This is a genomic window from Amycolatopsis sp. NBC_00345, from assembly GCF_036116635.1.
Classification (GTDB): Bacteria; Actinomycetota; Actinomycetes; order Mycobacteriales; family Pseudonocardiaceae; genus Amycolatopsis.
In genome coordinates this window covers 8,173,744-8,187,881 of the sequence record NZ_CP107995.1, presented here as the reverse complement: position 1 = coordinate 8,187,881, position 14,138 = coordinate 8,173,744, and the positions used below count along the sequence as shown (strand labels likewise).

Genomic DNA, 14,138 nt, shown 5'->3' with positions numbered 1-14,138 from the left:
CCCTCCGCGCTAGCGGAAGGGGCCTCTGACCACAAGTGGGCGAGGAGGGAGTTGAACCCTCACGTCCTTTCGGACACACGGACCTGAACCGTGCGCGTCTGCCATTCCGCCACTCGCCCGAGTTGCTTCTCTCTGACAGCCAGCAAAGCTTAGCAGCCGGTTTTCACGGGTTTCAGCGGGGGCCGTGTCGAGGCTTCCTCCCCCGGATAGGATCGGGGCGGAAGCACACGTGTGAGGAGGTAGTCCCCGGTGGGTCGCGTAGAGCGCTTCGACAGGCGACTCGAGAACCTCGTGGGGAATACCTTCGCGCGCATGTTCGGTGGCAACGTCGTCACGCAGGAAGTGGCGGTCGCGCTCGAGAGAGAAGGCGAGGAGAACGTTCGTGAGCTGGCAGGCGGTCGGCAGCTCGCCCCGAATCACTACATCGTGTCCTTGGGGCAAGCTGACCATGAACGCATGGCCGGAGACGAGCAGCGGGTCACCGGGGTTCTCGCGAAAGCCGTGGCGGAACACCTCGCCGAGCACGGCTGGGACACCTATGGTGACGTCGTCGTATCACTTGAGCGCAACGAGGCGCTGCATACTGGACAGTTCAAGACCCGTTCGTCCGTCGATCCCGACGCCCGCGCGAGTGGGGCCGGTGGCTCGTCACGGTCGGCACGACCCAGCAACGCAGGAGACCCAGCAATGAGCCAGCCCCCCGGCTACGGCCAACACGACCAGGGTGACCCGTACGGCCAGCAGGGCCAGTACGGCTACGGACAGCAGGGTGGCCAGCAGCCCGGGTACGACCAGGGTTACGGCCAGCAGGGCGGCTATGACCAGCAGGGTTACGGCCAGCAGCAGCCCGGCTATGACCAGTACGGCCAGCCCCAGACGGGCGGTCAGCAGCAGCCCGGTTACGACCAGGGTTACGGCCAGCAGCCCCAGCAGGGCGGCTACGACCAGGGCTATGGCCAGCAGCAGCCCGGCTACGACCAGCAAGGTTACGGCCAGCAGCCCCAGGGCGGCGGCTACGACCAGCAGGGTTACGGCCAGCCCCAGCAGGGCGGTTATGACCAGCAGGGTTACGGCCAGCAGCAGCCCGGTTACGACCAGTACGGCCAGCCCCAGCAGGGCGGCTACGACCAGTACGGCCAGCAGGCGGCGTACGGCCAGCCGGCCGCGGACCCGTACGCCCAGCAGGGCGGCTACGGCCAGCCGGGTGCTCCCGCGGCGGGCCGCGCACTGGCGGCGAGCCTGCAGCTCGACGACGGCTCCAACCGCACCTACTCGCTCAAGCAGGGCGGGAACGTGGTGGGCCGGGGCCAGGACGCGGACTTCCGGCTGCCTGACACCGGGGTTTCGCGCCGTCATCTGGAGATCACCTGGGACGGCCAGAGCGCCACGCTCGCCGACATCGGTTCCACCAACGGGACCACGGTGAACGGCACTCCGGTGCAGACCTGGCAGCTCGCCGACGGCGACGTGATCCGAGTAGGCCACTCGTCCCTGGTGTTCCGAACCCAGGGCTGACCACAGGACGGTGACGGGGTTCCCGCAGAATTGTCTTGCGGGGGGATCCGCGGTGCGCGCGCACCGCGGCTTGCAGGCAGAGTCGGGAGCGGACACAACAAGTGCCAGAGCTGGTCGTTCAACTCACCAGAGTGGGCTTTCTCGTGCTGCTCTGGCTCTTCGTGTTCGCCGCACTGCGGGTCGTCCGCTCGGACCTGTACGCCGCTTCGGGCCTGCGGGTCCAGGTGCCGACTTTTCGCCGCAACAAAGAGAAGAAGCCGCGGGGCAGCAAGGCCCCGCAACAGCTGCTCGTGACCCACGGCGCGCTGACCGGCACCCGCATCGCGCTCGACGGGCGGCCGATCCTGATCGGCCGTGCTGACGACTCGACGCTGGTGCTCGACGACGACTACGCGTCGACCCGGCATGCCCGGATCGCCCTGCGCGGTGAGGATTGGTACGTGGAAGATCTGGGCTCGACGAACGGGACCTACCTCGACCGGGCTAAGGTCACTGCACCCCTCCGGGTCCCGCTCGGAGTCCCCATCCGGATCGGCAAGACGGTGATCGAGCTTCGCCCATGACTCTCGTCCTCCGCTACGCAGCCCGCAGCGACCGTGGCCTGGTTCGTTCGAACAACCAGGACTCCGTGTACGCCGGCCCCCGCCTGCTCGCGCTCGCCGATGGAATGGGCGGCCACGCGGCCGGTGAGGTGGCCAGCAAGGTCGTCATCGCCTCGCTCGCCCCCCTCGACGACGACGAGCCGGGCGACGACCTGCTCGCCCAGCTCCGGGAGGCGGTGTCGAACGGCAATGGCGCCATCGCCGAACTCGTCTCCCAGGACCCAGACCTGGACGGCATGGGCACCACGCTCACCGCCGTCCTGTTCGCCGGCACCCGCCTCGGGGTGGTGCACGTCGGCGACTCCCGCGCTTATCTGCTGCGCGGGGGGCAATTCGCGCAGATAACCCGTGACGACAGCTTCGTGAACGAGCTGCTGGAACAGGGCCGCATCACGCCAGAAGAGGCGGCGGTGCACCCCCAGCGGTCGCTGCTGCTCAAGGCGCTGACCGGCCACGAGGTGGAACCGAGCCTGACCGTGCGCGAGGCGCGCGCCGGTGACCGGTACCTCATCTGCTCCGACGGCCTGTCCGGCATGGTCTCCGACGAGACCATGGCCGAGGCCGTGCAGATCAAGGACCCGCAGGACTGCGCGGACCGGATGATCGAGCTCGCGCTCAAAGGCGGTGGCACGGACAACGTCACCGTGATCATCGCCGACGTGGTCGACGTCGACTTCGGCGACGACGCCCCGATCGTGGGCGGCGCCGCGGGCGACGGCAGCGACGAGCGGCACCAGGGCGACTCGCCCGCCGCACGCGCACGGGCGCTGACCCAGCCGCCCCCGCCGCAGCGGACCGAGCCGCAGCAGCTCGAAGAGGACCCGAAGGCCAAGCGCCGCAAGCGGTTCCGCTGGCTGGTCGGCGTGGTCGTGGTGCTGGTCGTGCTGGCCGCGGCCGCGATCGCGACCCGGTACTTCGTGCTGAGCCAGTACTACGTCGGCGAAGGACAGGACGAGGAGGTCGTGATCTACCGCGGCGTCCCCGGCAGCATCCTCGGCATCCAGCTGCACACGTTCGAGCAGGGCTCGTGCCCGCCGGGCCAGCTGTGCACGGACAAGCTGCGCGTCCCGGCCCTGCAGGAGGACGCGCGCATCGCGGTGCGCAACGGCGTCAAGCGCGAGAGCCTGGACGACGCGCGCAAGTACATCGACGACTTCCTGCGCCTGAACAAACAGCTGACCGACTGCAAGCCGGTCACGCCGGGCGGCTCGACCTCGGGGGTGCCGACGGCACCCGGCGGCCCGCCCTCGCCGAGCACCTCCGCGTCGGCCCCGGCCGGCAGCACGTCGGCGTCGGCGAACCAGCCTGCGGGGAGGGACTGCTCGACGTCGAGTACGGCGCCGACAGGGGGCGGTAACTGATGGGCCAGCCGGTGGCCGACCCGATGTCCGCCCAGTTCATGACGAACCCGCCGCGGGAACTGCCGACGCGGCGCGGCACCGAGTTGCTGCTGCTGGCCTTCGCCGTTTTCATCGTCACCCTCGCCCTGGTGATCGTGGAGGCCAACCAGGAGCAGGAGCTGACGCTCTCGATCCTGTGGCTCGGGCTCTCCTACCTCGCCATCCTGACCGTCGCGCACCTCGCCGTGCGCCGTTGGGCGCCCTACGCCGACCCGGTGCTGCTGCCGTGCGTCGCGCTGCTGAACGGCATCGGGCTGGTGATGATCCACCGCATCGACCTGGCCCAGGCCGAGAAGGCGCTGCAGGCGGGCAAACCCTTCAGCCCGGCGGTCAGCAACCAGGTGCTGTACACGGTCATCTCGCTGGTGCTGTTCGTGGTCGTGCTGATCGTGGTCAGGGACCACCGCACCCTGACCCGGTACGGCTACACCGCGGGTCTGCTCGGCATCTTCGCGCTGGCGCTGCCCGCGCTGCTGCCCGCCAGTCTCTCCGAGGTCAACGGCGCGAAGGTGTGGATCCTGCTCCCCGGCCTGTTCTCGATCCAGCCCGGTGAGTTCGCGAAGATCCTGCTGATGATCTTCTTCGCCTCGTTCCTGGTGTCGAAACGCGATCTGTTCATGGTGGCGGGCAAGAAGTTCCTCGGGGTGGAGCTGCCGCGCGCGCGTGACCTCGGCCCGATCCTCATCGCGGCGGTGGCCAGCGTCGGCATCCTGGTGTTCGAAAAGGATCTCGGCACCTCGCTGCTGTACTTCTGCGTCATCCTGGTCATGCTCTACGTCGCGACCGAGCGCGTGATCTGGGTCGTGGTCGGCCTGAGCTTCTTCGCGGCGGGCTGTGTGATCGCCTACAACCTCTTCACCCACGTGCAGCAGCGGGTGGAGAACTTCTTGGACCCGCTGGGCCCGCGGTACGACGCCAAGGGCGGCTCGTACCAGCTGGCGCAGGGCTTGTTCGGCCTCGGCACGGGCGGGGTCGGCGGCACCGGGCTCGGCGCCGGCCGCCCGGACATCGTGCCGGAGGCGAACAGCGACTTCATCACCGCGTCGATCGGCGAGGAGCTGGGCTTCATCGGCCTCGCCGCGGTGCTGATGCTGTACTTGCTGCTCGCGATGCGGGGCATGCGCAGCGCGCTGGCCGTGCGGGACACGTTCGGCAAGCTGCTCGGCGGCGGCCTCGCCTTCACCATGGTCATGCAGATCTTCGTGGTCGTCGGCGGCGTCACGGCCCTGATCCCGGAGACCGGCATCACCGCGCCCTTCCTGTCCCAGGGCGGTTCTTCGCTGCTGGCGAACTACATCCTCGTCGCCCTGCTGTTACGGATCTCGGACGCGGCGCGCCGTCCGGCCGCACGCCCGAAACCGCAGCCGCAGCCCCAGGCCCCGCTCGCCGAGGCGCACACCGTGATGGTGCAGCGCCCGACGGCCGACGGCCTCATCAACGGTGACGGGAGCAAGTCGTGAACACGCCGCTGCGCAAGGTCGGCATGGCGATGCTCGTGATGATCGTCCTGCTCCTGGCCAACGACACCTACATCCAGGTGGTCAAGGCGGACGACTACCGCACCGACTCCCGCAACCAGCGCGTGCTCTACGACGAGTACTCGCGCCAGCGCGGCCAGATCGTGGCGCCGGACGGCACCGTGCTCGCCGGTGTGCAGGCCTCGAACGACAAGTTCAAGTTCACCCGCACCTACACCGACGGCCCGATGTACGCGCCGGTCACCGGGTTCTACTCGATCAACTACGGCGCGGGCGGCCTGGAGCGCACCGAGGACGACGTGCTCAACGGCTCCGACCCGCGGCTGTTCGTGCGCCGGCTGTCCGACATGATCACCGGCCGCGACCCGCGCGGCGGCAACGTGAAGCTGACCATCGACCCGAAGGTGCAGAAGGCCGCCTACGACCTGATGACGCAGCACAACTACACCGGTGCCGTCGTCGCGATGGAGCCGAAGACCGGCCGCATCCTCGCCATGGTGTCCACGCCGTCGTACGACCCGAACAAGCTCGCGGTGCACACGCAGGACCAGACCACGGCGTACGAGCAGTACTCCAAGGACCCCAAGAACCCGATGCTGAACCGGGCGATCTCGGAGACCTACCCGCCGGGGTCGACGTTCAAGCTGGTCACCGGCTCGGCCGCGCTGGCGGACGGGATCGGCCCGGACACCCCGGTGTCCAACGCGCCGAACGTGACGCTGCCCGGCACCAGCACCACGCTGGAGAACTACGGCGGCGAGACCTGCCCCGGCAACACGTTCAAGGCGGCGCTGGCGCACTCGTGCAACGTGCCGTTCGCGACGTTCGCCGGCCAGCTGGGCGCGGACAAGATGAAGGCGACCGCGGCCAACTTCGGCATCGGCCAGACCGGCCTGACCGTGCCGATGAAGGTGGCGACGTCCACCGTCGGCGCGCTCGACTCGCAGGGCGCGCTCTACCAGAGCGGCATCGGCCAGCGCGACGTCCGGATCACCCCGCTGCAGGACTGCATCCTCTCCGCCACCGTGGCCAACGGCGGCATGGCGATGAAGCCGCAGCTCGTGCAGTCGATCCTGGCACCGGACCTGTCCACGATCGAGGACACGGATCCGGAGGAGCTGACCGGCACGCCCGCCCTGACCGCGGCGAACGCCAAGATCATGACCGACATGATGATCGACTCGGAGAGCTTCACCGCCGGCGGCGGCAAGGACCCGGCGCTGAAGATCGCGTCGAAGACCGGCACCGCCGAGCACGGCACCGACTCGAAGAACACCCCGCCGCACGCCTGGTACACCGCGTTCGCGCCGTCGGACAACCCGCAGATCGCCGTCTCCGTCATCGTCGAGAGCGGTGGCAACCGCGGCCTCGCCGCCACCGGTGGCTCCGTCGCCGCCGAAATCGGCCGGGCCGCGATCGCCGCACACCTCGGGGGTGGATAGCGGATGCTGTCCTCGGGTCAGCTGCTGGCCGAGCGCTACAAGCTGACGAACCGGATCGCCGTCGGCGGGATGGGCGAGGTCTGGCAGGCCAGCGACACCCGGCTCGACCGGGTCGTCGCGGTGAAGGTGCTGAAGGCCGAGCTCTCCGGCGACGCCGAGTTCCTGCACCGTTTCCGCACCGAAGCACGGATGACGGCATCGCTCAACCACTCCGGTATCGCCGCGGTGCACGACTACGGCGAGACGGTCGACGAAGACCTCTCCATCGCGTACCTGGTGATGGAGTTCGTGGAGGGCGACCCGCTCGCGGGCATTCTGGCCAAGCACGGCCGCCTCTCCGCCGACTACACCCTCGACCTCCTCGAGCAGGCCGGTAACGCGCTGCAGGCCGCGCACGAACAAGGCTTGGTGCACCGCGATGTCAAGCCGGGCAACATCCTGGTCACCCCGGCCGGGCAGGTGAAGATCACCGACTTCGGCGTGGCCAAGGCGGCCGACGCCGCACCCGTCACGCGGTCGGGCATGGTGATGGGCACCGCCCACTACATCGCCCCGGAGCAGGCGCTCGGCCACGACGCCGAGCCGGCCAGCGACGTCTACTCCCTCGCCGTGTGCGGGTACGAATGCCTTTCCGGGCACCGGCCGTTCCTGTCCGAGAACGCCGTGACCGTCGCGATGATGCACATCCGCGACCTCGCGCCGCCGCTGCCGCCGGACGTCCCGCCGGGCACGCGCGCGCTGATCGAGGCGACCCTGGTGAAGGACCCGAGGCAGCGGTACGCCAGTGGCGGCGAGTTCGCGAACGCGGTCGCCGCCGTCCGTGGCGGGCGCCCCCTGCCGACGCCGGTGGGGCTGGTGAACGCCGCGTACGCGGCCGGCCAGGTGCTGCCGGGCCTGCCGCCGCACGCCGCGCCGGGATCCGGGCCGAACCCCGTGAACCTCGCGGCCCCCATGACACCCATCGGTCCTGGTTCCCACCCCGCGCTCCCGCCACTGACGCCGGGCGCGCCGCCGCAACAGCAGCACGTGCCGCGGCGGCGGAGTCAGTGGGGCTGGTGGGTTCTGCTCGCGGTGCTGGTCATCGCGGTGCTGGCGGCCGGGGCCTTCTTCATCGCGAGAGTGGTGAGCCGGGGCAACGGTCAGTCGGCGGGAAGCGTGGACACGAGTGAACCGTCGCCAGGCAGACCGGCGCCGGCCGCGCTTCAGCCGACCGGCGGTCCCGCGGGATCGACCACAGTCGGCGCGGGGCCGGGCGAGAAGCAGAGCCAACAAGGCATCATGACCACACCTTGGACGGAATGGAACGGCACACAGAGATGAGCACACCCAGACTGCTCTCCAATAGGTACGAGCTGGGCGACACGCTCGGCTACGGAGGTATGTCCGAGGTCCATCACGGACACGACGTGCGTCTGGGCCGGGAAGTGGCGATCAAGGTCCTACGCGCGGACCTGGCTCGCGACCCGCAGTTCCAGGAGCGGTTCCGTCGTGAGGCGCAGAACGCGGCCGCGCTGAACCACCCGGCGATCGTCGCCGTCTACGACACGGGCGAGGCGAGCACCGACGTCGGGGCGCTGCCCTACATCGTGATGGAGTTCGTCGAAGGCCGGACGCTGCGCGACATCGTCAAGACCGAGGGCCCGATGTCGCAGAAGCGGGCGATGGAGGTCATGGCCGACGTCTGCGCCGCGCTGGACTTCTCCCATCGCCACGGCATCGTCCACCGCGACGTCAAGCCGGCGAACGTGATGATCACGAAGAACGGCGCCGTCAAGGTGATGGACTTCGGCATCGCGCGCGCCATGCACGACGGCCAGTCGGCCATGACGCAGACCGCGGCCGTGATCGGCACCGCGCAGTACCTCTCCCCGGAACAGGCGCGCGGCGAAGCGGTGGACGCCCGTTCGGACGTCTACGCGGCCGGCTGCGTGCTGTACGAGCTGATCACCGGCGAGCCGCCGTTCACGGGCGACTCCCCGGTCGCGGTGGCATACCAGCACGTGCGGGAGGACCCGAACCCGCCGTCGTCGGTCAACCCGGCGGTGACGCCCGAGCTGGACGCGGTGGTGCTGAAGGCACTGGCCAAGGGCCCGGCCAACCGGTACCAGTCGGCCGCCGAGATGCGCTCCGACCTCGTGCGCACGCTCTCGGGCCAGCGCCCGTCGGCGCCGATGGTGATGTCCGAGGACGAGCGCACCCAGGTGATGAACACCGACCGGCGCCAGCCCCAGCGTTACGAGGAGTACGCCGACGATCCGGACGAGGACCCGCGCGCCAAGCGCCGTCGCCGCATCATCTTCGGCGTGGTCGCGGCGGTGCTCCTGGTGGGCGTGGTGCTGCTGATCCTGTGGCTGAACGATGCCTTCAAGGACACCAACAAGACCGCCACCATCCCCCCGGTGCTGCACCAGACGGTGCTCGCGGCGAAGAGCTCGCTGACCGACCAGGGCTTCCAGACGTACGGCCCGCAGACCCAGGTCCCCTGCGGGCTCCCGGCGCAGCCCGGCCAGCTGAGCTGCACCGACGACCAGGTCGGCCAGGTCCTCGCGATCGACCCGGCGGTCGGCGCGAGCGTGTCGACCAGCACGCCGATCAAGCTGACGGTCGGCGTCAGCCCCGGGTCCACGCCGGTGCCCGACCTGAAGGGCCTGTCCAAGGCGGACGCCGAGCAGAAGCTCAAGGACAGCGGCCTCACGCTGGGGGACACCAACACCCAGCCCGTCACCGACCCGAACGACGTCGACAAGGTCGTGCTGCAGACGCCGACCGCGAACTCCTCGGCTCCGAAGGGCAGCTCGGTGTCGATCACGATCGGCACGCAGCAGGCCCAGAAGCAGGTGCCGAACGTGGTCGGCCAGACCTACGACTCGGCCAGGACCCAGCTCCAGAACGCCGGTTTCAAGGTCACCAGGACGGACCAGGATTCGACCCAGCCGAAGGACCAGGTCATCGGCCAGCAGCCCAATGGCGGCAACCTGCCGGCGAACAGCACGGTCGCCCTCACCGTGTCCAGGGGCGTGCAGCAGCTCAAGATGCCGGACCTGAAGGGCCAGACCGAGGACCAGGCCACCCAGACCCTGCAGGGCCTTGGCTGGCACGGCACCGTCCAGACCCAGACGGTCAACTCCGGCAGCGGCGACCCGAACACGGTGGTGAAGACGAACCCGACGGCCGGCTCGACCATCGCGGCCGACCAGTCCGTCGTGCTGTCCATCAAGGCCGACAACGGCGGCAGCAGCCCTTCGACCACGCCGCTGATCCCGACCGGCAACGGCAGCCCGCCGGGATGGCCGCCGGGCCGTCCGTAACGTGAAGGGGCCCGCACGGTTCGCCGTGCGGGCCCCTTTTTCGTTGGTGGGTAAGGACTTCCAGACCGGGCCACGGCCGGCCCGCCGGTTGTCGGCTACGGCTGGTCGAGAAACCCGCGAACGCTGGCGAGCACCGCGTCGGCGTCGCTGCCGGTGCCGCAGTCGAGGTCGAGCTCCTCGACGGCGCCGGAGCGTTTCACCTTGAGCCAGACCTGCTGGTCCCCGCGCCGCCTGCGCACCCAGCCGAACAGGGACCGGCACAGCGTCGCCACGGAGCGGCTGCTCACCAGCACCACCACGGCGTCGCCGTCGGCCGCGACGGGCCGTTCGGCCAGCCGTACCCGATCTCTCAGCTCGTCCTCGGTGCGCAACCAGGACGCCAGCTGTTGCAGCTCGTCCCCTGATCCGCCCACGGTGATCGCGGCGATCCCAGCCGTCACGGCTCTCCCCTCACGGGCCCGAACAGACGGCGCGAGGGTAACCGACCCGCCGCCTGTGAGGAAGACTTCAGCACTCGATTGCTGGCTGCAAATTGCAGATTACTCCCTGGTGGGACCGGCTTGAGCCGGGCCGGGCGATCGCGCCACGCGGCCGGGGCACCGGCCCCCACCGAACCCGAGGGCGCGTCACGGGGATCGGTGGGAGCCGGTGGTTCAGGGATCACCCGCGGCGCCGGCACTTGCCTCCGCCGGCGCCGCGGGTTCTTTCCGCAGCAGGAGACTGCTGCTGGTTTCGGTGGCATGAGGTCAGCGACAGTAGCCCTGATGACCTCTCGAAGGAAACATGCAAACCGGATATTGCCAGCTGCAATTTGCAGATTCACCGGAATGGGGAGTGCCCGGTTCAGGCCCGATGGGTCGCGAGCCGGCCGACCACCGTCGCGCTGACCAGCACCGCCACCACCGACGTGACGACGGCCAACGCGAGCGGGCCGCCGTAGGCCTCACCGTCGGTGAGCGCGTGCAGCAAGGGGTGCACCAGCGGCACCCACTTGCCGAGCAGCACCAGGCCGAGCACGAGGACGGCCGCGAGCACCGTCCAGCCGATCCGCGACACCAGCAGCCGCGAGCACGGCAGCCCGATCGCGATGCCCAGCAACGCGCAGGCCAGGTGGGTCAGCAGGCCGGCGCCCAGCGCTCCCCAGTGCAGCTGCCACGGCTTGACCACCGACCAGGCGAGCGTGATCAGCGTGAGCACCGCCGAACAGCCGGACACCGCCAGCAGCGCGCCGCCGATGGTCGCCCGGCGGCCGCCGGCGTTGCTCAGCGTGACGAGAACCTGCACCGGGTCCTCGATGTCCAGCAATGCGATCGTCAGCCAGCAGGCCACCACCACCAGCGCGCCGCCGCTGACGCCGTACAGCGGCAGGACCGGGGAGCTCGGGTCGGAGTAGAGGATCACGCACAGCGCGAGGTACGCCAGCAGCGCCGGCAGGTAACGCTGCGAATGCCCCAGCAGTGCCAGGTAGTAGCGGCTCACGGCGAGCACGGCGCCACCTCCCGAACCGACCAGCCGTCCGAAAGCGCGCGCAGCAACAGGGCGTCGGCACTGGTCGCGTCCACGGTCAGCACCACCTGCGCCCCGTCCGAGACGGCGTGCAGCACCCCCGGCTCGCCGGCCCAGTCGCCGCCGGGGCCGGACAGCACGATCCGAGTCGCCGGCCCGGCGGAAGCGGCGACCACCGGGGTGAGCCGGCCGCGCTCGATCCGGTGCACGTCGTCGGCGTACTCACGCACCACGTCCGGCCGGTGATCGGTGAACACGACGCTCGCGCCGCGCGCCCGCGTCTCCGCCACCAGCTCGCCCAGCACCGCGTGGGTGCTGACGTCGAGCCCGGACCACGGCTCGTCGAGGATCAGCAGGTCCGGCCGTGGCAGCACCGCCTGGGCGAGGCCGACCTTCTGCGCGTTGCCCTTCGACAGCGTGCGCAGCTGCGCGTCCGGGCCGCCGACCAGCGCGAGCCGCTCCAGCAGCGGGTCGATTGCCGACAAGTCGGCCAGTCCGCGGATCCGCGCCATGTGCCGCAGGTACGCCCGCGCGCTGAGCCGCTGCCCGCCCGGGAACCGGTCCGGCAGGTAGCCGATGGACGGCCGGCCCTCGACGACGCCGGTGCTCGCGCGCGAGACGCCCGCCATGATCCGCAGCAGGGTGGACTTGCCCGACCCGTTCGCGCCGAGGATCCCGATCACCCGGCCCGCGGGCACCGCCAGGTCGACACCGTCGAGCACCGGCTCGCCGCCGCCGTACCGCTTGCCGACCCCAGCGAGCCGGAGCAGCGGGGTCATCACGCAGCGGCGGCCTTCTGCAACGCCTGGGTGGCGCGCTCCAGGTCGTCGACCAGCGCAGGCTCGACCGGGTGCCCGACCGAAGCCAGCCAGGTGGCGAGCATCCGGTGCCCGCCCTGGGTGAGCACGGACTCGGGGTGGAACTGCACCCCCTCCAGCGGCAGCGAGCGGTGGCGCATGCCCATCACCACACCGGACTCGGTGCGGCCGGTGATCTCGAAGACGTCCTCGGGGATCGTCTCCGGCAGCACGGTGAGCGAGTGGTAGCGGGTGGCCGTGAACCCGTCCGGCAGCCCGGCGAGCACGCCGGCGCCGGTGTGGTGGACCTGGCTGGTCTTGCCGTGCAACAGCTCCGGCGCACGGTCCACAGTGGCGCCGAAGTGCACACCGAGGGCCTGGTGACCGAGGCAGACGCCGAGCATGGGCGTGCGCGTCTCGGCGCACTTCGCGATCACGTCGATGCTCTGGCCGGCGCGCTCGGGCGTGCCCGGGCCGGGCGAGACGAGCACCGCGTCGAACTCGGGGACGCGCTCGAGGTCGACCACGTCGTTACGCCACACCGTGCAGTCGGCGCCGAGCTGGGCCAGGTACTGCACGAGGTTGTAGACGAAGCTGTCGTAGTTGTCGACGACGAGTACACGCATGCGCCCCAGCTTAGCGGCTCCCACCTGCTGGACCGTACGCCAGATCACAGTGAAAGTTAGGGCAACCTAACTTACCGTGGCCAACGTGAGCCGATCTCTTCGCGTGGCCGTGGTGGGCGCTGGTCCCGCCGGCATCTACGCCGCCGACATCCTGGACAAGTCCTCCGACAGCGCAGGATCTGTAACGATCGACCTGTTCGAACGCATGCCCGCGCCGTTCGGACTGATCCGCTACGGCGTGGCCCCCGACCACCCGCGGATCAAGGGCATCGTGACCGCGCTGCACAAGGTGCTGGACCGCCCGAACATCCGCCTGCTCGGCAACATCGACTACGGCACCGACATCAAGCTCGACGAGCTGCGCGAGTTCTACGACGCGGTGATCTTCTCCACCGGCGCGATGGCCGACCGTCAACTGGACATCCCCGGCGTCGACCTCGACGGCAGCCACGGCGCCGCCGACTTCGTCTCCTGGTACGACGGCCACCCCGACGTGCCCCGCACCTGGCCGCTGGAGGCGACCTCGGTCGCGGTGCTCGGCGTCGGCAACGTGGCGCTGGACGTCGCCCGCATCCTCGCGAAGACCGCCGACGAGCTGCTGACCACCGACATCCCGGCGAACGTCTACGAGGGCCTCAAGGCCAGCCCGGTCACCGACGTGCACGTGTTCGGCCGCCGCGGCCCGGCGCAGGCGAAGTTCACCCCGCTGGAGCTGCGCGAGCTGGACCACTCGCCGAACGTCGAGGTGATCGTCCACCCCGAGGACATCGAGTTCGACGAGGGCAGCGTCGCGGCACTGCGCGCGTCGAAGCAGATCGACATGGTGGTGAAAACGTTGCAGGAGTGGGCAATCCGCGACGAAGGCACCCGGCCGAAGCGGCTGCACCTGCACTTCTTCCACTCGCCGGCCGAGGTGCTCGGCGAGGACGGCCGCGTGACCGGCCTCCGCACCGAGCGCACGGAGTACACCGGCGACGGCGGCGTCCGCGGCACCGGCGAATTCCACGACTGGGACGTGCAGGCCGTGTACCGCGCGGTGGGCTACCTGTCGACGCACCTGCCGGAGGTCCCGTTCGACCACGTCGCCGGCGTGGTGCCGAACCAGGCCGGCCGGGTGCTGGACCTGGACGAGAACCAGCTGCCGGGCGTCTACGTCACGGGCTGGATCAAGCGCGGCCCGATCGGCCTGATCGGCCACACGAAGGGCGACGCCGCCGAGACCGTCGCCAGCCTGCTGGCCGACGCCGACACCCTGGCGACCCCGAAGTACAGCTCCCCCGACGCGATCCTCGACTTCCTCGCCACCCGCGGCATCCCGTTCACCACCTGGGACGGCTGGGCGAAGCTGGACGCGCACGAGAAGTCACTCGGCGAGCCCCACGGCCGCGAGCGCATCAAGGTCGTGGAGCGCGACGAGATGATCCGAGTCTCGCGGGACTGACCTGCTCGTGAGTGTTTATGACG

The 14,138-nt window shown here is 70.0% G+C and carries 12 protein-coding genes and 1 tRNA gene; 8 read left to right on the top strand and 5 right to left on the bottom strand.

The window, feature by feature from the left end:
• Window positions 1–36: 36 nt before the first annotated feature.
• Window positions 37–119: transfer RNA gene (locus OG943_RS36955), tRNA-Leu, on the bottom strand.
• A 130-nt stretch (window positions 120–249) separates the two neighbouring features.
• Here OG943_RS36955 and OG943_RS36950 point away from each other — a divergent pair.
• From OG943_RS36950 to pknB, 7 genes are all read left to right on the top strand, one after another.
• Complete coding sequence (locus OG943_RS36950) at window positions 250–1,515, top strand: DUF3662 and FHA domain-containing protein (RefSeq protein WP_328605547.1); 1,266 nt, start codon at window positions 250–252, stop codon at window positions 1,513–1,515.
• 101 nt (window positions 1,516–1,616) lie between these two features.
• Window positions 1,617–2,078, top strand: coding sequence for an FHA domain-containing protein FhaB/FipA (locus tag OG943_RS36945; protein WP_091624391.1), 462 nt, complete (start codon window positions 1,617–1,619; stop codon window positions 2,076–2,078).
• Window positions 2,075–3,478 carry a PP2C family protein-serine/threonine phosphatase gene (locus OG943_RS36940; RefSeq protein ID WP_328605546.1) on the top strand — a complete coding sequence of 468 codons (1,404 nt, stop codon included), beginning with the start codon at window positions 2,075–2,077 and terminating at the stop codon, window positions 3,476–3,478. The genes OG943_RS36945 and OG943_RS36940 overlap by 4 nt, the downstream gene beginning before the upstream one ends.
• On the top strand, window positions 3,478–4,977 hold the full coding sequence (locus OG943_RS36935; protein ID WP_328605545.1) for an FtsW/RodA/SpoVE family cell cycle protein: 1,500 nt from the start codon (window positions 3,478–3,480) through the stop codon (window positions 4,975–4,977). The genes OG943_RS36940 and OG943_RS36935 overlap by 1 nt, the downstream gene beginning before the upstream one ends.
• Entirely contained in the window at window positions 4,974–6,437 is a 1,464-nt protein-coding gene (locus tag OG943_RS36930) for a peptidoglycan D,D-transpeptidase FtsI family protein (protein ID WP_328605544.1), read from the top strand. Before OG943_RS36935 ends, OG943_RS36930 begins: the two co-directional genes overlap by 4 nt.
• A gap of 3 nt (window positions 6,438–6,440) precedes the next feature.
• The gene (locus OG943_RS36925) at window positions 6,441–7,757 is read left to right on the top strand and encodes a protein kinase domain-containing protein (protein ID WP_328605543.1); all 1,317 of its coding nucleotides are present in this window, start codon (window positions 6,441–6,443) and stop codon (window positions 7,755–7,757) included.
• Entirely contained in the window at window positions 7,754–9,745 is a 1,992-nt protein-coding gene (gene pknB, locus OG943_RS36920) for a Stk1 family PASTA domain-containing Ser/Thr kinase (RefSeq protein ID WP_328605542.1), read from the top strand. Before OG943_RS36925 ends, pknB begins: the two co-directional genes overlap by 4 nt.
• Before the next feature lie 95 nt (window positions 9,746–9,840).
• Here pknB and OG943_RS36915 read toward each other — a convergent pair whose 3' ends face one another.
• The 4 genes from OG943_RS36915 to OG943_RS36900 form a co-directional block, all read right to left on the bottom strand.
• Complete coding sequence (locus OG943_RS36915) at window positions 9,841–10,185, bottom strand: effector-associated constant component EACC1 (protein ID WP_328605541.1); 345 nt, start codon at window positions 10,183–10,185, stop codon at window positions 9,841–9,843.
• Window positions 10,186–10,588: 403 nt separating this feature from the next.
• On the bottom strand, window positions 10,589–11,233 hold the full coding sequence (locus OG943_RS36910; protein WP_328605540.1) for a hypothetical protein: 645 nt from the start codon (window positions 11,231–11,233) through the stop codon (window positions 10,589–10,591).
• On the bottom strand, window positions 11,221–12,030 hold the full coding sequence (locus tag OG943_RS36905; RefSeq protein WP_328605539.1) for an ABC transporter ATP-binding protein: 810 nt from the start codon (window positions 12,028–12,030) through the stop codon (window positions 11,221–11,223). The genes OG943_RS36910 and OG943_RS36905 overlap by 13 nt, the downstream gene beginning before the upstream one ends.
• On the bottom strand, window positions 12,030–12,674 hold the full coding sequence (locus OG943_RS36900) for an aminodeoxychorismate/anthranilate synthase component II (protein ID WP_328605538.1): 645 nt from the start codon (window positions 12,672–12,674) through the stop codon (window positions 12,030–12,032). Before OG943_RS36900 ends, OG943_RS36905 begins: the two co-directional genes overlap by 1 nt.
• A gap of 112 nt (window positions 12,675–12,786) precedes the next feature.
• On the opposite strand from OG943_RS36900, the gene OG943_RS36895 reads away from it, so the two are divergent.
• Complete coding sequence (locus OG943_RS36895) at window positions 12,787–14,115, top strand: pyridine nucleotide-disulfide oxidoreductase (protein ID WP_328612250.1); 1,329 nt, start codon at window positions 12,787–12,789, stop codon at window positions 14,113–14,115.
• Window positions 14,116–14,138: the final 23 nt, after the last annotated feature.

Excerpts from the sequence above, each read along its gene's own strand:
- OG943_RS36940 (WP_328605546.1), top strand. The coding sequence starts at position 2,075 with ATGACTCTCGTCCTCCGCTACGCAGCCCGCAGCGACCGTGGCCTGGTT.
- OG943_RS36935 (WP_328605545.1), top strand. The coding sequence starts at position 3,478 with ATGGGCCAGCCGGTGGCCGACCCGATGTCCGCCCAGTTCATGACGAAC.
- OG943_RS36925 (WP_328605543.1), top strand. The coding sequence starts at position 6,441 with ATGCTGTCCTCGGGTCAGCTGCTGGCCGAGCGCTACAAGCTGACGAAC.
- pknB (WP_328605542.1), top strand. The coding sequence starts at position 7,754 with ATGAGCACACCCAGACTGCTCTCCAATAGGTACGAGCTGGGCGACACG.
- OG943_RS36905 (WP_328605539.1), bottom strand. The coding sequence starts at position 12,030 with ATGACCCCGCTGCTCCGGCTCGCTGGGGTCGGCAAGCGGTACGGCGGC.
- OG943_RS36900 (WP_328605538.1), bottom strand. The coding sequence starts at position 12,674 with ATGCGTGTACTCGTCGTCGACAACTACGACAGCTTCGTCTACAACCTC.